The organism is Sphaerisporangium aureirubrum, assembly GCF_042658925.1.
Lineage (GTDB): Bacteria > Actinomycetota > Actinomycetes > Streptosporangiales > Streptosporangiaceae > Sphaerisporangium > Sphaerisporangium aureirubrum.
Genome location: NZ_JBHSRF010000015.1, coordinates 25,632 through 42,549, shown reverse-complemented (window position 1 = coordinate 42,549; position 16,918 = coordinate 25,632). Strand labels below are relative to the sequence as shown.

Below are 16,918 nucleotides of genomic sequence, written 5' to 3'. Positions count from 1 at the left end.
CGTGGTGCCGGTGAGACGACGCCGGTGGGGCTTCGGTGGGGTCGTCGGGGGGCGGTGGAGCGGGGGGTTATGGGAGAGGCTGGGCGTCGTCTGGGCGGCGGGGGAGGCGGACGGAGATGCGTTTGATCACTGTGCGGAGGCGGCTGGATTTCAAGGAGCTGACTTCTCGGCGGAGGGTGCCTACCTCGCGGCGGAGGTCTACGGCGGACTTGCGCCAGCGGGCCGACTCCTCGCGCCACTTGGCCACCTGGGCGCGGAGGCGTTCGGCTTCTTTGTTCAGTCTCGCCAGCTCGGCTTCGGTCTCCAGGCGGGCCCGGTAGGCCATCCGGCGGCCTTTGGGGGGGGTGGCGTCGTCGGCGGGGACGAAACCCCAGGTCTCGGCGTCCGTCCACAGGGTGCCGGAGACGTCGTCCACCGCGTCGTCGAGGGGGGTGGAGGCGAAGAAGGCGGCGCGGGAGAAGGCGGACCGGCGCTCCAGCCGTGCTACGGCCAGGCCCTCGGGGGACTCGGACAGCAGTACACCGACCAGACCGTGGCCGTCGTCGACCGCGAGATCCAGCAGGCGCGCCAGTGTGTCCTCCCCGGGCAGCCACCCGGCGGGCAGGCACAGCCGGAAGGGGGCGACCCGCTCGGGCGGGGCCGCGACGAGACGCACCCGGGCCTCGTAGGCGAAGTGGCCGCGGATCAGGGCGAGGTCCAGCGACGGATCGGTGAGCGGCGCCCGGCGTTCGGGTACCAGGGTGTCGAAGGGGCCGACGAGCAGGACCGACACGTCCGGGACCGTTCCCGCCAGCACGGCGTCCACGGTGGCCCTGGTGTCCTCGTACCCGGCCGCCTCGACGACGACCTCAAGGTACGGCACCTTCCACTGCCGGGTGGGGTGCGTGCGCAGCCAGCGGTACGGCGGCACCCGGTCGGCGATCGTCGCGTGGCTGACACGGTCGATGAGGCGCTTGTCGCGCATCCGCATGGACGGCCCGAGGTGGTAGCCGCAGGCCAGCGGCTCGGGGACGAACACGGCCCCGGCCTGGGCGAGGCGGTATCCCATCTCGGTGTCCTGGCCGAGAGCCAGCTCCTCGTCCATCGGCCCGGCCCGCTCGATGAGGAGCCGCCCGACCGACGTGGCCCCGCCGACGTGCAGGCTGAACGCCCGCCCGGAGGCCTCGGTGAGCCCGTTGGTGCGGGCCACGAGGTCCACCAGCCACTCGTGCGGCTCGGCCGGCTCGAACAGCGCGGCCAGATCGCCGGAGGCCACCACGTCCGGCGACGGCAGGGCGGCGGTGGTGAACCGCAGGTAGCCGGTGACGACGAGATACGGCGCCTGATGGTGCCACCGCATGTGCGCCTCGACCTCGTGCCGGTCGGGGATCACGTCGGAGTCCAGCCAGTGCACGACGTCGCCGGTGGCCGCCGCCAGCCCGGCGTTGCGCGCGTTCGCCCGCCCGGGAGTCGCACAGGTGATCAGCCGCGTGCCCGGCGGGCGGATCGGCGGCAGGCGGAGCGCCGGGCTGCTGCCGTTGTCCACCACGATGACCTCGGTCAGCTCCGCGGGGTAGGTCTGCGCGGCCAGCCCGGCGAGCACGAGGTCCAGCGCCTGCTGCCCGTTATAGGCGGGGATGACCACGCTGACCCGCAGCGTGGGTGCCCAGGCGCCGAGCGCGGGCGGGTCCAGCACGGTGTAGTCGTTGCCGCGCACGCGGGGGACGGCGGGAGGGGGGGTGACGGGAACGTCGCCGCCGCGGGGATCGGTGGGGGGAAGAGTGCCGGGGACGCGGGAGGTCATGAGGCTTCCAGAATGCGGCTCGGGCGGAAGCCGCGCCATTGGTTGGTCGCGACCCGCAGGAAGTGCGCGAGGGGCAGGCGCCAGGTGTGGTCCTCGGCGAGGGAGCGGCGCAGGACGTAGCCGAGGCCGTGGGCACGGTAGATGCGGGCCCCGGCGGCGTGGGCGCTCTTGAGGAAGGTGGAGTCGACCCCCCGGGTCACCCCCTCAAATCCCCCTATTTCGTGGTATTTCTCGCGGGAGACAAGGATCGTGCCGCCGGCCACGTGATCGGAGAACACCTCGCTGGTGTAGTCGGTCCGCCGCACCGTCAGCTCCAGCGGCTCCAGGTAGAAGAACTCCGCCGCCGTCCCCACGATGTCGGCCTCCGAGTGCCGCCGGGCCAGCGCCAGGTCCGCCAGATGCTCCGGCGAGTACCAGTCGTCGTCGTCCCACTTGGCGAGATCGTCCCCGGACGCCCGCCCGGCCACGTCCCGCAGCACCTCCCCGAACGGCGTCTCCGCGTCCGCCTCCACCACGGTGAGCGGCAGCGGGAACCCCTCGACGGCCGCCGCCACCTCGGGACGCGAGGCCGGCACGCCGTGCAGCCCCAGCACCACCTCGGCCCGCACATGACGCTGCCCGGCGATCTGGGCCAGCGCCGACCCCAGCAGATGCGGCCGCTTGCTGCACATCACGACGCTCACCGCGGGCGCGGGATCCGGCGGCCGCATGGCGTGGCGCCGCAGCCGGACGCTGTGCTCCTCCCGGCGCAGGTCGCGCACCGACCGCACCGACGGGTCGGCCGGGCCGGGCGCCCACGAGGTGAGCAGGCCCGCCAGCTCGGCGTCGGCCTCCTCGACCCAGGCGGGCACCTCGTCGGCGTACACCGGAACCCCGGCCGCCGCGAGCGCGAGCACCGTCTCCAGCACGCCGTCACGACCGGCCGGCCACCGGACCCGCAGCCCGTCGTACGGCCGCAGCCGCACCACGTCCGCCGAGGTCAGCGGCGGCTCCACCGCCTCCCCGGCCGCGACGGGGCGCCCGTCCTCGAACGCGAGGTCCGCCGTCCCCACGGACGGTGTCCGCGCGTAGCCGAGCGGCGTGGGGTCACCCTCTGCCAACGTCCACCCTCCATCCCACCGGCGCGCCGCCGCGCCGGGACAGACCGTACACGCCCCCCGTCAGGGGGTGTTGTCCTCCCCCTCGACGCGCATGACGCTGGGGACGCCGCGGACGATGTCCAGCTCGCGGAGGCCCTCGATGGTGGCGGACAGGGCGGCGTCGGTGGCGCGGTGGGTGACCAGCACGAGCTGGGCGTCCAGGCCGCGGCCCTCCTGGCGCACGGTCTGTATGGAGACGTCCTGCTTGGCGAACATGTCGGCGACACGGGCGAGCACGCCCGGCTTGTCGTCGACGTCCAGGGAGACGTGGCAGCGGGTCACCGTCTCGCCCATGGGGTGGACCCGGAGGTCGGCGTAGGTGGACTCCTGCGGGCCGTGCGTGCCGGCGAGGCGGTTGCGGGCCACGGCCACCAGGTCGCCGAGCACGGCGGACGCGGTGGGCGCGCCACCGGCGCCCTTGCCGTAGAACATCAGCTGCCCGCCGGACTCGGCCTCCACGAACACCGCGTTGTACGCCTCGCGCACCCCGGCCAGCGGGTGGCCGCGCGGGATCATGGCCGGGTGCACGCGCACCCCGACCGAGCGGCCGTCGTCGGAGCGGGCGCAGATGGCCAGCAGCTTGATGACGTACCCCATGGCCTTGGCGCTGGCCACGTCGGTGGCGGTGATCTCGGTGATGCCCTCGCGGTGCACGTCGGCGGCCGTCACCCGGCTGTGGAACGCCAGCCCGGCCAGGATGGCGGCCTTGGCGGCCGCGTCGAAGCCCTCGACGTCGGCCGTGGGGTCGGCCTCGGCGTACCCGAGCGCCTGGGCCTCCTCCAGGGCGTCCACGAACGACGCGCCGGTGGAGTCCATCTTGTCGAGGATGTAGTTGGTGGTGCCGTTGACGATGCCGAGGACGCGGTGCACCCGGTCGCCCGCCAGGGACTCGCGCAGCGGGCGCAGCAGCGGGATCGCGCCCGCAACGCTGGCCTCGTAGTAGAGATCGGTGCCGTGCAGCTTGGCGGCGCCGTGGACGGTGGCGCCGTCCTCGGCGAGCAGGGCCTTGTTCGCGGTGACCACCGACTTGCCGCCGCGCAGCGCCGAGAGGATCAGCGTGCGGGCGGGCTCGATGCCGCCGATCACCTCGACCACGATGTCGATGTCGTCCCTGGCCACCAGCCCTTCGGCGTCGGTGGTGAGCAGCGCGGGATCGACGTCGCCGTCCCGCTTGCGGCCGAGCCGCCGTACCGCCACCCCCGCGAGCTCCAGGGGGGCGCCGATGCGGGCGGCCAGGTCGTCGGCCTGCTCGTGCAGCAGGCGCACCACCTGGGAGCCGACGACGCCGCAGCCGAGCAGCGCCACGCGCAGCGGCGCCTCGGGGTCGCGCGCCCTCTCGTGGCGCCCGTGGCCTGGTTCGCGGGAGGTCTGGGGCTCTTGCGGCTCGGCGGGTTTCACACTTGCCCCCTCAGCAGGTCGTCCTCGGTCTCCCTGTGCATGATCACCCGTGCCGTGCCGTCCTTCACCGCGACGACCGCGGGCCTGGGCAGGTAGTTGTAGTTGTGGGCCAGCGACCGGCAGTACGCGCCGGTGGCCGGGACGGCGAGCAGGTCGCCCGCCGCGAGGTCCGCGGGGAGCCACACGTCGCGGACCACGATGTCGCCGCTCTCGCAGTGCTTGCCGACCACCCGCGACAGGGCGGGCGCGGCCTCGCTGGCGCGGGAGGCGAGCACGCAGGTGTAGTCGGCGCCGTACAGGGCGGTGCGCAGGTTGTCGCTCATGCCGCCGTCCACGCTGACGTACGACCGGATGCCCTCGACGTCCTTGACCGTGCCGACCTCGTACACCGTGATGCCGCCCGGGCCCGAGATGGTGCGGCCCGGCTCGACGGTGAGGCGGGGCACGGGGAGGCCGGCGTCGGTGCAGATACGGGCGACGATCTGGCGCAGGCCGTCCGCGATGACCTTGATGTCCGGGGCGTCGTCGCCCTCGACGTACGCGATGCCGTATCCGCCGCCGAGGTCGAGCTCGGGCAGGACGACCCCGTGCTCTTCCTTGATCTGGGTGAGCAGGACGGCGAGACGGCGGGCCGCCACCTCGAAGCCCGCCGTGTCGAAGATCTGCGAGCCGATGTGGGAGTGCAGGCCGGCCAGCTCGAGCTGCGGCAGCGCCAGCACCCGGCGGACGGCCTCGGCCGCCGCGCCGCTGTTCAGCGACAGGCCGAACTTCTGGTCGTCGTGCGCGGTCGCGATGAACTCGTGGGTGTGCGCCTCGACGCCGGTGGTGACCCGGATCTGCACCTTGGGCCGCACGCCCAGCTTCTCGGCGAGGTACCCGACCCGGGCGATCTCCTCGAAGGAGTCCACCACGATGCGCCCCAGGCCCACGCGCATCGCCCGTTCAAGCTCGGCGTACGACTTGTTGTTGCCGTGCAGCGCCATGCGCTCGGGCGGGAATCCGACGCTCAGCGCCACGGCCAGCTCGCCGCCGCTGCACACGTCCAGCCCGAGGCCTTCCTGGTCGACCCAGCGGGCCACCTCTTTGCACAGGAACGCCTTGCCCGCGTAATAGACGTCGTCGTCGGGGAACGCCGCGCGGTAGTCGCGGCAGCGCGACCGGAAATCGTCCTCGTCGAGGACGTACAGCGGCGTCCCGTACTCCCGCGCCAGATCCCGGATGTCCACTCCGGCGACCGTCACGGCGCCGTCCACCCGTGCGGACGTTCGCGGCCAGATGGCAGGGATGAGCGTATTGAGATCGCTGGGCGCCTGGGGCGGCCTCTCGTCAGGCAGCACCTCAGCGTGCCGGTCCCCGGCAGGATGGGCGAATCGACTCACCCGAACGAGGCTATCCGACCCCCTGATCCCCCCGCGCCCGATGACCACCCTACGAGACGCCACCCCCAAAGATCTTCGCCCCCCATACCAATCCAACGCCCCCTTTGCCATGAGATGACCGTTTCAGATCCTCTCCGGCGGCGTCACCCCCAGACCCGCCATCCCCTCCCCCAGAACCCTCCGCACCGCCCCCGCCATCTCCACCCGTGCCCCATGGACCCCCGCCCAGTCCTCGTCCCCCCGCGGCAGCGCCGACGCCCGCTCGAACGCGTCGTGATAAACCCCCGCCAGCCGCTCCAGGTAGGCCGCCGACACCTCCCCCTTCTCCCTCCGGCTGAACACCTCCCCCAGCACCCGCAAAACCCGCCGATCCCACCCCCCGTCCAGCGCCTCCCCCCGAAACCCAAGGTCCCGAAACCCAAGGTCCCGAGCCCACCGCCCCACAGCCCCGGCCCGCACATACGCGTACCGCACCACGAACCCGGGGTTCTCCCACGTCCGCGGGTAGTCCGCCCACGCGCCGCCACGGGGGGCGCCCCGGATCACCTGCGGCGCCCGGAGCACCTCCCGTACCAGCTCCCCCGGGACGGCGACCTCGATCACCACGAATCCGTTCGCCCGCACCTCGGCCCCCGCGACCCCGCGAACCGCCCGCACCCGCTCGACGTCCACCGCCGGCCCCCGGCCACCCGCCGCCACGAGCACCGCCCGGCGCTCCCATCCCCCCTGCGGCACCGGCACGGCCCCGAGCAGGGCCGCCAACTCCCCCATGAACACGCACGCAGCCTAGCCGGGACCACGATCCCGGCCAGGCCGCGCGGACGTCAGCCGTTGAGGAGTTCGGCCTCGACGGCGGGGTCCAGGCCGACGGACGGGCGGTCGGGGCGGAGGGGGGCCTTGCCGCCGATGCTCTGGAGCCAGGTCCAGGTGTCTTCGATGGTCTCGGCGACGGGGCGGCAGTGGAGGCCGGCGGCGATGACCTTGGAGACGTCGGACATGTGGAAGGCGTCGTGTACCTCGCCGGGGGCGAGCCAGATGGGGAGGTCGGTCCAGGGTTCGACGCCGGCGGCGAGGATCGGCTCGGGGGGGAGCCAGCGGAGGTCGGCGTCGGAGCCGGTCACGCGGACGCATTCCTCGAGGATTTGGCGCATCGTGGCGTGTTCGGGGGGGCTGATCATGTCGTAGGGGCCACTCAGGCCGCGTTCGGCGGCGGTCAGGCTCCATTCGGCGAGGTCTCGTGCGTCCACGAACTGGATGGGGAGGTCGGCGGGGCCGGGGGCCAGGACGGGGCCGCCCTTGGCGATGCGGGTGAGCCACCAGGGGAGGCGGCCGATGTTCTCGTAGGGGCCGAGGATCAGGCCGGCGCGGACCAGCACCGCGCGGTCGCCGAACGACTCGACGGCGGCGAGTTCACCGCCGGCCTTGGCACGGGGGTATTCCACGTCGTCGCCGTCGTCGGGAGAGGCCTCCACGACCGGCCAGTCCTCGTTGGCGCCGCGGGCCATCGGGTAGGTGTACACCGATCGGCTGGAGATGTAGATGTAGCTCCCGGCGCGGCCCGCGAGCGCCCGTGCCGAGTCCCGTACGACCCGCGGTGCCCACGACCAGGTGTCGACCACCGCGTCCCACTCGCCGCCGCCCAGCGCGTCCAGCCCGCCCGGCGCCTTGCGATCCCCGCGCAGCGCCGTCACGCCCTCCGGTACCGCCTTGCTTCCCCGGTTGAGGACGGTCACGTCCCAGCCCCGCGCGGTCGCCGCCTCGACCACGGCACGTCCCACGAACTCCGTCCCACCCAGCACCAGAAGTTTCATGCCCATCACCCTGGCCCCATCCGCCCCGTCCGGGGAACCGCCGCACGCCCACAGCGGAATCGCCCACAGCGAAGCGGGCGAGGGTCAGCCCAGCCCGCCGTCCTTGATCGTGGCGATGAACATCGACCACTCCAGAGAGCCGACCCCGAGGACCGGGCCCTCGGGGTTCTTGCTGTCACGCAACGCCCGGGCGCCACCGGCCAGACAGGCTACTTCCACACAGTCCTGATTTGCGCTGCTGGAGCTTTTCCGCCATGCCGGCCGGGGCGAATTCGGGCTGGACATATAGCGTCTCCTCAAAGATCGTCGTAACCACGTGCCACCTCCGTGATGAGGCGACGTGATTCATCTTCGTCCAGCGCCTTAGCGCGAAGATGGTCGAATGCCAAGGTATACCGATATACCTCGACCTCCTTCTCCACATAGAGACTGCCGGTGAGATTGTCGAGAAATACGACGTCCGCATCCGCCTGGTCGGGAAACTCCAAGATCGAGAAAGCGCCGGACGTGGCGGCGTGCGCCCCGGCGGCGAAGGGCAGCACCTGAACGGTGACGTTCGGCGTGGCGGCCATGGCGAGGAGGTGCCGGAGCTGGTCGCCCATGACGGCCGGACCGCCGACCACACGGCGCAGAACGGCCTCGTCGAGCACCGTCCAGAGGCGCAGCGGGACGTCCCGCGACAGCAGGTGGCGTCTGGTCATCCTGACCTCGACGCGGCGTTCGATCTCCCCGGGCGGACTGATGACAAGGGTGTTCCTAATGACCGAGCGCGCGTAATCTTCTATCTGAAGCAGCCCCGGGACAATGTCCGCCGCGAAACCGCGAATTGACGCCGCATCGGCTTCCAGGCCGATGTAGGTGGCGTACTCGGAAGGCAGATCTCCGTAAGCCTGCCACCATCCTTTCTTTTGCGCGTCCCGGGCCAAGTCCATGATCTCGTCGAACTTCACCGGGCTCAGGCCGTAGAGTCCGATGAGGCGGCCGACGTCATTGGGCGCGACCCCGACTTTGCACGTCTCGATGCGCGAAATTTTTGAAATCGACCAGCCGAGCCGTTCGGCGACCTGATCCAGCGTGAGCGCCGCCTGCTCGCGCATCCTGCGCAACTCGAAGGCCAGACGCCGCCGCCGGACGGTCGGACTACCGGTCTGCTTCACGTGACTCCTCCACCTTGGCCCCCGTCCCGTCGTTCGAACGACATATGCGGTGCAATTTGTCGATGACCTTGCACTCCGCGACGGCCAAGCGTAATGCCTTAGACACGCTAAGTGCTGATGTTTCCGACATGTGAGGCCACCCGCGTGAAGCCCCGCACGCCGTCTGAATACCGTGGGAGACATGAGTGAGCTGATGCCGGGGGTCGGATACCGCAGGTCGCTGCCCGTCTCCGATCCGGAGAGCCTGGAGAATCTGCGGCTGGACGTGCCGCGGCCGGGGCCGCGGGATCTGCTGGTGCGGGTGGAGGCCGTGTCGGTGAACCCCGTCGACACCAAGCTGCGGGCGCACGCCGCCCCCGGCGACGAGCCCAGGGTGCTCGGGTTCGACGCGGCCGGGAGCGTCGTGTCGGCCGGGCGGGAGGTGACGCTGTTCGCGCCCGGGGACGAGGTCTACTACGCCGGGTCGATCGGCCGGCCGGGGACCAACCAGCGGTTCCACCTCGTGGACGAGCGGATCGTCGGCCACAAGCCGTCCTCGCTGAGCTTCGCGGAGGCGGCGGCGCTGCCGTTGACGACCATCACGGCCTGGGAGTCGCTGTTCGACCGCTTCCGCCTCACCGCGGACAGCACGGGCACCCTGCTGGTGCTGGCCGGGGCGGGCGGTGTGGGCTCCATGGTGATCCAGCTCGCCCGCGCACTCACCGGGGTCAGGATCGTCGCCACGGCGTCCCGGCCGGAGTCCCGGCAGTGGGCCCTGGACATGGGCGCGCACGAGGTGATCGACCACCACGACCTGGTGCGCGCCGTCCGCGCCGTGGCACCGGACGGCGTGGACTACGTGTTCTCGCCGAAGACCGGGGGTGCGATCGAGGCGTTCGCCGAGATCCTACGCCCCGGCGGCGAGATCACCGCCATCGACGAGCCCGAAGGCCTGGACCTGCTCCCCCTCAAGGCGAAGAGCATCACCTTCCACTGGGAGTTCATGTTCACCCGCCCCCTCTTCGAGCCCCCGGACATGATCGCCCAGCACGACCTGCTGGAACGGGTCCGCGAACTGGTCGACGACGGCGTGCTCCGCACCACCCTCACCACCTCCCTGGAGCCGATCGACGCCGCCACGCTGCGCCGCGCCCACGCGATGGTGGAGAACGGCCGCATGATCGGCAAGGTGGTCGTCGCCGGGTTCTGACCGGCGAAGCGACCGGCGCCGCGGAGGCTCAGCCGTCCGTGTGCGTGCATCCCGGGCCGGGCAGGTCCGCCGTCGCGATCACGTCGTCGAGCCGATCGCGCGCGCTCAGGAGTTTCGTGACCTGCCGGTCGATGCGGTCACGCTCCGAGGCCAGCAGCTCACGCAGTGCCGGGGTCACCTTCCCCGAGTCCAGGCAGGGCAGCATCTCCAGGATGGTCCTGCTCGCCAGCCCCGCGGCGTAGAGCGACTGGATCAGCCGGACCCGCTCGACCGCGGTGTCCGGGTACCGCCGTTGCCCGCCGGGGCCGCGGGCCGAGACGAGAAGGCTCTGCTCCTCGTAGTAGCGCAGCGCCCTGACGCTCACTCCGGCCTTCGTGGCGACCTCGCCGATCCGCACCGGCACCTCCTGTTCCGCTGTTTCGCGCGCAGGACTTGCAACTGACGTCAACGTCAGGTTTTAGCGTAGCCGACACGGGTGCTCGCCGAGTACCCGGAAGCACACCGTGAACGGAGGACCCACGCGTGAAGATCGCCAACTCGGTCGCCCTCGTCACCGGCGCCAACCGTGGCATCGGGCGGCGCTTCGCCGAACAGCTGGTGGAGCGGGGCGCGGCCAAGGTGTACGCGGCGGCGCGCGACCCCGAGGGCGTCGACGTCCCCGGGGTGGAGCCGCTGCGGCTGGACATCACCGACCCGGCCTCGGTCGCCGCCGCCGCGGTGGCGGCGGCCGACGTGACGCTGCTCGTGAACAACGCCGGAATCCTGACCGGCGCCAACCTGGTCACCGGCGACATGGCCGAGATCAGGCGGGAGATGGACACGCACTTCTACGGCACGCTGAGCGTGGTCCGCGCCTTCGCCCCCGTCCTGGCGGGCAACGGCGGCGGGGCGATCGTGAACGTCCTGTCGGCGTTGTCGTGGTTCTCCTACGACGGCGCCAACGCCTACGCCGCGGCGAAGGCGGCGCAGTGGAGCCTGACCAACGGCGTCCGTATCGAACTCGCCGGGCAGGGCACCCTGGTGACCGGCGTGCACCTGGGCAGCGCCGACACCGACATGTCCCGCGCCCACGACGGCGACAAGGTCGACCCGGCCGAGGTCGCGCGGGCCGCGCTCGACGGCGTCGAGGCGGGCGGCCTCGAAGTCCTCGTGGACGACTGGAGCGCCACGGTCAAGGCGACCCTGGCCGACGACCCCAGCCGGTTCTACCGCCTGCCCGTGCCCACCCTCTGACTTCCGGCCGGGTCAGATGAGGGCCAGGGGTTCCGCGGGGAAGTAGCCCCGCAGTTCGGAGGAGGTGAGGAGGGCCTGGGTCACCGGGCGCCGCTGGACGTAGGAGTAGGGGTCGGCGGAGTAGACGCGGATGCCGTCGGCGCGGCACTGGCGCATCAGGGTCTCGTCCCACTCGTCGGACATGTCGGCGATGCCGAGGGCCTGGAGCGCCGGGCGCCGGGCCAGCACGGTGGGGCCCGCCACCTCGGGGAGGTAGCGGTGCGCGGCGGCGGGCTGGCGGAGCAGGGTGGCGCCGGATTCCGGCATGTGGGTGAAGTAGGAGGCCTTGCCGATGATGTCGGCGTCCACGGCGGTCACGTGGCGGATCAGGTCGGAGAGGTAGTGCTCGCCGTAGGTGTCCCGGGGGTCGAGGATCGCGACCAGGTCGCCCTCGGCGAGCCGCAGGGCGCGGTCCAGGGCGGCGCCTCGGGTGACGGCGGTCCGGTACGCGGCCCCGGCGGTGCCGGTCTCCCGGACGACCAGGTCGCCCTGGTGGACGGTGCGGGCCGCCTTCTCGACGACGGACGTGTCCAGGCCCTCGGCGACGACGACGAGCTGGCCGGGCGTCAGGCGCTGCGACCTGAGGGTGCTCAGGAGCGCGTCGAGCTCGGCCTGCCCCGAGAGCGCCGCGACGGCGGTGATCGTCGTGGTGGCGCGGACCGAGGGGAGCCCGATCCAGTCGAGGATCGGGTCGAGCAGAGGCGTGACGGGCACGGACTCCCGCCAGGCCCGGTGGCCGGCCACGGCGGCGCCCGGCGGCACCGCCAGCGCGGGGTCGCCGGGCTCCACGGCGGCGGGCAGGACCGTGAGGGGGGTGGCGCAGGCGGCCACCTCCAGCAGGGTCCTCGCGTCGGCGTCGGGACCGGCGACGGCCAGGGAGACCGAGCGGTACGCGGTGAGCAGGTCGTCGTAGGTCGCCTTGCCGGTGACCAGCGGGCTCTGGCCGGGCGCGGGGTCGCCGAGCAGCGGCGTGCCGAGGAGGCCGACGCCGGAGCGGTCGCCCGCGGCGGCGACGGGGTTGTGCACGCGCGGCTGCACGGCGTGCGGCAGGATGCCGACGCGGTCGTGCCGCAGCGCGGCGCGCCATTCCCGGGCGCGGGCCTCGGAGGTCACCAGGACGTGGTCGAAGTACGCGGCCATCGGCACGGCCGCGGAGATCGGGCCGCCGGAGTGCCAGAACACCGTGCGGATGCCCCGCCGGCCGCACTCCTCGATGAGATCCCGCAGGCCCCGCTCCCGCCCGGCGAGCTCAGGAAGCCACCGGCCGCCGTTGCCCTGCAGGGGCCCGGCCTGCACGGACTCCACGAACAGCAGGTGGGGACGGTGCTCGTCCAGCATCTGCTGCCAGTTGTCCGGCCCGAAGTTGGTGACCTGGCGCCACTCGTACCGGAACAGCGCCTCCGAGCGCCGGTCCACGATGGCGGCCACGGTGAGGTACGGCCGGGCCAGCGGTCCCTTCGGCACCACGAAGCCCTCGGCCAGCGGCGTGGACAGCGCGGGCCCGGCGGTCTCGGGCACCACGGGGGCGACCGGCTCGGGTTCGAGGGCGGGCGGCGCGGGGTCGAAGTCCGCCCGCTTCGGCGCGGACAGCCTGCGCGCCGGGGCCCGCAGGGAGCGCGCCACCTCGCCGGGGCTCTTGGTGTGGATGGCGTCGCCGAGCTTGGACCACTTGCTGCCCTGCACCGACTCCAGCCGCCACTGTGCCACCGCCGCCTGGTAGCGCTGCTCGGCGAGCTGCTTGGCGAGCTTCGCCGCCTGCTTCTCCGACGCCGCGAGCCGGGCCTCGGCCTCGCGCGCCCGGGTGACGGCCCCGGCCTCGGCCTCGGCGGCCCTGGCGAGCCGTTCCTGGTAGTCGGCCAGCAGGCGGGTGAGTTCCGCCGCTCCCGAGGCCGCGGACACCGCCGCCCGCAGGGCCTGCCGGGTGCTCTCCAGCTCTTCGCTCATGCCACCTCCCTGACGTCGAGCAAGAATAATCCCAGATCCCTGCTGACCACCTCGAACCACCACAAGTCCGTACACTCGGCAGGTGTTCGCCGAGGGGAGACGACCAGTGCGCCAGGGGAAGTGGCCGCGGTACGCGGCGCGTCCGTACGTCTGCGGCGCGATCGGCGCCTACGACCCCGTCCGGCTCGACCGCCTGCGCGGCGCCGGTCCGGCGGTGCGCGAGGCCTACCGGGGAACGGACGTGGCGCTGTTCGCCTCGGCCGCCCTGACGCCGTACGCGGGGACCGTGCGCCCGCCCGAGCACGAGGACGCCGCCGGCCTCTCCGAGGGCGGCTCGGTGAACGGCTCCCCCAGGACCGGCACCCCGTCCGGCCCGGTGGCGTTCGCCTGGGCCGAGCGGCGCCCGGCCGCGGCGGCCGACTGGCAGGACGTGGGCGAGACCTGGGAGACGCCGGGCCTGATCGACCGGGGCGACGCCGTCGTGCTGCACACCGGCGCCTTCGGCCTGATCGACGTCTACTACCTGGCCGAGGACGACGCGATCTACTTCGCGGGCGCCATCGAGCCGCTGCTGGCGCTCGCCCCGCGGCCGTACGAGGTCGACTGGGACGCCTGGGCCGCGATCCTCAAGCTCACCTACCCCCTGCTGGACGCCACCCCCTACCGCGCGGTCCGGCGCCTGCCGGGCTCGTCCGCGCTGGTCTGGTCCCGGGCGTCCCGGCGGATCACCGCGGACAAGCGCGCCCCGAGGTGGGTGCGCGACGAGCCGTTCGACCGTGGCGTCACCGGCGCCGACATGGTGGCCCTGCTGCACGAGGCCCTGAAGCCGTACGACGACCGGCCGCTGCTGGTGCCGGTGAGCGGCGGGTACGACTCGCGCCTGCTCGCCTCGGTGGCCGTGGCGCGCCGCATGGACGTGGAGTCCTGGACGACCAGCCCGGACGACGGCCTGGACAACGACCTGGACTTCGCCCGCTACGTCACCCGCGAGCTCGGGATCCCGCACCGCATCGTGCCGCAGGACCCCGCCGCCTACCCCGACGAGGCCAGGTGGGCGGCGCGCAGGCTGGAGTACCTCACCAGCCACCACGCCTGGTACTCCCCGTTCGCCCGGGAGGTGCACGACGCGGGCCGCGCGGTGGTGGACGGCCTGGCGGGCGGGCCGCTGATGAAGAACTTCCTGATCACCGCGGACGCCGTCCAGGCGGGCGGCACGACGGACCGCCGGGACGCCCTGCTGGCCGCCCTGACGCTCGGCGAGCCGCACCTGCCGCCGCTGTCGGATCGCGCGGCGGCGTTCGCGGACGACCGCGTCACCGAGGCGTTCACCCAGGCGACCTCGATGCTGCGCGGCCACCGCGCCGAGCTGCCGCTGAGCGTGCTGCACACCCGCACGGCCCGTGGCATCGCCCGGTCCCCGGTGAACCTGGTGGGCCCGGAGGCGACCCCGGTGTTCCCGTTCCTGCACCCGGAGTTCTTCGACGCGGCGCTGTCGGTGCCGGTGGAGCGCAAGGAGGGCGGCCGGTTCTACCGGGAGATCCTGCGGGCCGCCGGCCCGAAGGTGGCGGCGCTGCCGTCCACCAACGCGGCGCTGCCGCACCGCAGGGTGCCGCTGCGCTCCGGCGGCCCGGTGGCCCGCGAGTGGAACCACCGCATGCTGGTGCGGGCGGCGGCCGTCCCCGGCCTGCTGTCGGAGCCGATGCGGGACGTGGTGGCGGGCGGGCCCGACGCGCTGGTGGCGTTCGGGTCGTGGAACTCTAGGTTCTGGTTGCGCGGACTGGTACTTTTCGGTTCCTGGCTGACCGATTATGCGGACGTCCTCGGCGATCTCACCCCACCATGGGCCGAGGCCGGATGAATCACCACGATTCACCGTCTAATCCGTGTTTTGAGCAGGTAAGACACGCTCGGTACAGGACGCATTACGCAGGCATTCGAGGGAGTGCGCACGATTACGTGGAAACCACGCCGAGTGACGCTCATTGATCGTGTGTAAGGGCCCCTAATGGCCTGCTAGTGTTCCGCGAAACAGCGCCGTAATACGCGGGCACCGGGACACCACCCGGGAACGGCGGCGGGCGGGAGCCTCAGGGATGAGGGCTCCAACGGCGCGGGCCCTTGTCGTACCGCCCTACCCCCTTGTGAGCGATACCTATGAGTGCTTCTCCCTGCCCGGAACACGTTTCCGAGGACTTCGTCTCCACCGACCCGCAGTGGTACAAGCGGGCCGTCTTCTACGAGGTCCTGGTCCGCGGCTTCCGTGACTCCAACGGCGACGGCACCGGCGACCTGCGCGGACTGATCGACAAGCTCGACTACCTCCAGTGGCTCGGCGTCGACTGCCTGTGGCTGCTGCCGCTGTACGAGTCCCCGCTGCGCGACGGCGGGTACGACATCGCGGACTACATGAAGATCCTCCGCGAGTTCGGCGACCTCGGCGACTTCGTGGAGCTGATCGAGCAGGCCCACAAGCGCGGCCTGCGCATCATCACCGACCTGGTGATGAACCACACCAGCGACCAGCACCCGTGGTTCCAGGCGTCCCGGCACGACCCCGCCGGGCCGTACGGCGACTTCTACGTCTGGGCGGACGAGCCCACCGGCTACCCGGACGCGCCGATCATCTTCATCGGCGCCGAGACCTCCAACTGGACCTACGACCCGGTGCGCGGCCAGTACTACTGGCACCGGTTCTTCCACCACCAGCCGGACCTCAACTACGACAACCCGGCCGTGCGGGACGCCATGCTGGAGGTCCTGCGCTTCTGGCTGGACCTCGGCATCGACGGCTTCCGGCTGGACGCCGTCCCCTACCTGTTCGAGCGCGAGGGCACGGCCTGCTCCGGCCTGCCCGAGACCCACGCCTACCTCAAGCGGGTGCGCGCCGAGGTCGACCGGCTCTACCCCGACCGGGTGCTGCTCGCCGAGGCGAACGGCTGGCCCGAGGACGTCGTCGAATACTTCGGCGACCCCACCACCGGCGGCGACGAGTGCCACATGGCGTTCCACTTCCCGCTGATGCCGCGCATCTTCATGGCCGTGCGCCGCGAGTCCCGCGAGCCCATCTCCGAGATCATGTCGCGCACGCCGAAGATCCCCGAGGTGGCGCAGTGGGGCATCTTCCTGCGCAACCACGACGAGCTCACCCTCGAGACGGTCACCGAGGAGGAGCGGGACTACATGCACGCCGAGTACGCCAAGGACCCCCGCATGCGGGCCTACCTCGGCATCCGGCGCCGTCTCGCCCCGCTGCTGGAGAACGACCGCGACCAGATCGAGCTGTTCACCGCGCTGCTGCTGTCCATGCCGGGGTCGCCGGTCATGTACTACGGCGACGAGATCGGCATGGGCGACAACATCTGGCTGGAGGACCGCGACTCGGTGCGCACCCCCATGCAGTGGACGCCGGACCGCAACGCCGGCTTCTCCGACAGCGACCCCGGGCGCCTCTACCTGCCCACGGTGATGGACCCGATCTACGGCTACCACGCCGTCAACGTCGAGGCGCAGACCAAGAACAACTCGTCGCTGCTCCACTTCACCCGCAACATGCTGGCCGTGCGCCGCCGCCACCCGGTGTTCGGCACCGGCGCCTACACCGAGCTGTGGTCGCCCAACCAGCGCGTGCTGGCGTTCGTCCGGGAGGAGGGCGACGACCTGATGCTCTGCGTCAACAACCTCTCCCGGCACCCGCAGCCGGTGGAACTGGACCTCCGCAGGTTCAGGGGCCTGGTCCCGGTGGAGTGCCGCGGCGACGTGCCGTTCCCGGCCATCGGCGAGCTGCCCTACCTGCTCACCCTGCCCGGCCACGGCTTCTACTGGTTCTCGCTCACCAAGCGCTGAGCG

General features: G+C 72.2%; 14 protein-coding genes. 4 read left to right on the top strand and 10 right to left on the bottom strand.

Features of this window, described 5'->3' with window-relative positions:
- Positions 1–67: 67 nt before the first annotated feature.
- From ACFP1K_RS13620 to ACFP1K_RS13585, 8 genes are all read right to left on the bottom strand, one after another.
- Positions 68–1,783 carry a glycosyltransferase gene (locus ACFP1K_RS13620; RefSeq protein WP_380751693.1) on the bottom strand — a complete coding sequence of 572 codons (1,716 nt, stop codon included), beginning with the start codon at positions 1,781–1,783 and terminating at the stop codon, positions 68–70.
- Entirely contained in the window at positions 1,780–2,883 is a 1,104-nt protein-coding gene (locus ACFP1K_RS13615) for a family 2 glycosyl transferase (RefSeq protein ID WP_380751690.1), read from the bottom strand. Before ACFP1K_RS13615 ends, ACFP1K_RS13620 begins: the two co-directional genes overlap by 4 nt.
- 60 nt (positions 2,884–2,943) lie before the next feature.
- Positions 2,944–4,227 (bottom strand): homoserine dehydrogenase, encoded by a 1,284-nt coding sequence (locus ACFP1K_RS13610; protein WP_380752007.1) that lies wholly within the window; start codon positions 4,225–4,227, stop codon positions 2,944–2,946.
- 89 nt (positions 4,228–4,316) lie between these two features.
- Entirely contained in the window at positions 4,317–5,699 is a 1,383-nt protein-coding gene (lysA, locus tag ACFP1K_RS13605) for a diaminopimelate decarboxylase (protein ID WP_380751687.1), read from the bottom strand.
- 123 nt (positions 5,700–5,822) lie between these two features.
- Positions 5,823–6,470 (bottom strand): DALR anticodon-binding domain-containing protein, encoded by a 648-nt coding sequence (locus ACFP1K_RS13600; protein WP_380752004.1) that lies wholly within the window; start codon positions 6,468–6,470, stop codon positions 5,823–5,825.
- A gap of 53 nt (positions 6,471–6,523) precedes the next feature.
- A complete protein-coding gene (locus tag ACFP1K_RS13595; protein WP_380751684.1) occupies positions 6,524–7,510 on the bottom strand; it encodes an NAD-dependent epimerase/dehydratase family protein in 987 nt (328 codons plus the stop codon).
- Positions 7,511–7,594: 84 nt separating this feature from the next.
- Entirely contained in the window at positions 7,595–7,795 is a 201-nt protein-coding gene (locus ACFP1K_RS13590) for a DUF397 domain-containing protein (protein WP_380751681.1), read from the bottom strand.
- 11 nt (positions 7,796–7,806) lie between these two features.
- Positions 7,807–8,667, bottom strand: a complete 861-nt coding sequence (locus tag ACFP1K_RS13585) for a helix-turn-helix domain-containing protein (protein ID WP_380751678.1) — start codon at positions 8,665–8,667, stop codon at positions 7,807–7,809.
- 181 nt (positions 8,668–8,848) lie between these two features.
- Here ACFP1K_RS13585 and ACFP1K_RS13580 point away from each other — a divergent pair, with 181 nt between their 5' ends.
- Complete coding sequence (locus tag ACFP1K_RS13580; protein WP_380751675.1) at positions 8,849–9,856, top strand: zinc-binding alcohol dehydrogenase family protein; 1,008 nt, start codon at positions 8,849–8,851, stop codon at positions 9,854–9,856.
- A gap of 28 nt (positions 9,857–9,884) precedes the next feature.
- Here ACFP1K_RS13580 and ACFP1K_RS13575 read toward each other — a convergent pair whose 3' ends face one another.
- Complete coding sequence (locus ACFP1K_RS13575; RefSeq protein ID WP_380751672.1) at positions 9,885–10,253, bottom strand: MerR family transcriptional regulator; 369 nt, start codon at positions 10,251–10,253, stop codon at positions 9,885–9,887.
- Positions 10,254–10,378: 125 nt separating this feature from the next.
- On the opposite strand from ACFP1K_RS13575, the gene ACFP1K_RS13570 reads away from it, so the two are divergent.
- Entirely contained in the window at positions 10,379–11,089 is a 711-nt protein-coding gene (locus tag ACFP1K_RS13570; RefSeq protein WP_380751669.1) for an SDR family oxidoreductase, read from the top strand.
- Between the two features lie 12 nt (positions 11,090–11,101).
- Here the strand turns inward: ACFP1K_RS13570 and ACFP1K_RS13565 are convergent, their stop codons facing one another.
- A complete protein-coding gene (locus ACFP1K_RS13565) occupies positions 11,102–13,072 on the bottom strand; it encodes a hypothetical protein (RefSeq protein ID WP_380751666.1) in 1,971 nt (656 codons plus the stop codon).
- Between the two features lie 106 nt (positions 13,073–13,178).
- Between ACFP1K_RS13565 and ACFP1K_RS13560 the strand changes: the two genes are divergently transcribed.
- Positions 13,179–14,930: an asparagine synthetase B family protein gene (locus ACFP1K_RS13560; protein WP_380751664.1), complete on the top strand. Its 1,752-nt coding sequence runs from the start codon at positions 13,179–13,181 to the stop codon at positions 14,928–14,930.
- Between the two features lie 296 nt (positions 14,931–15,226).
- Positions 15,227–16,915, top strand: a complete 1,689-nt coding sequence (gene treS / locus ACFP1K_RS13555) for a maltose alpha-D-glucosyltransferase (protein ID WP_380751661.1) — start codon at positions 15,227–15,229, stop codon at positions 16,913–16,915.
- Positions 16,916–16,918: the final 3 nt, after the last annotated feature.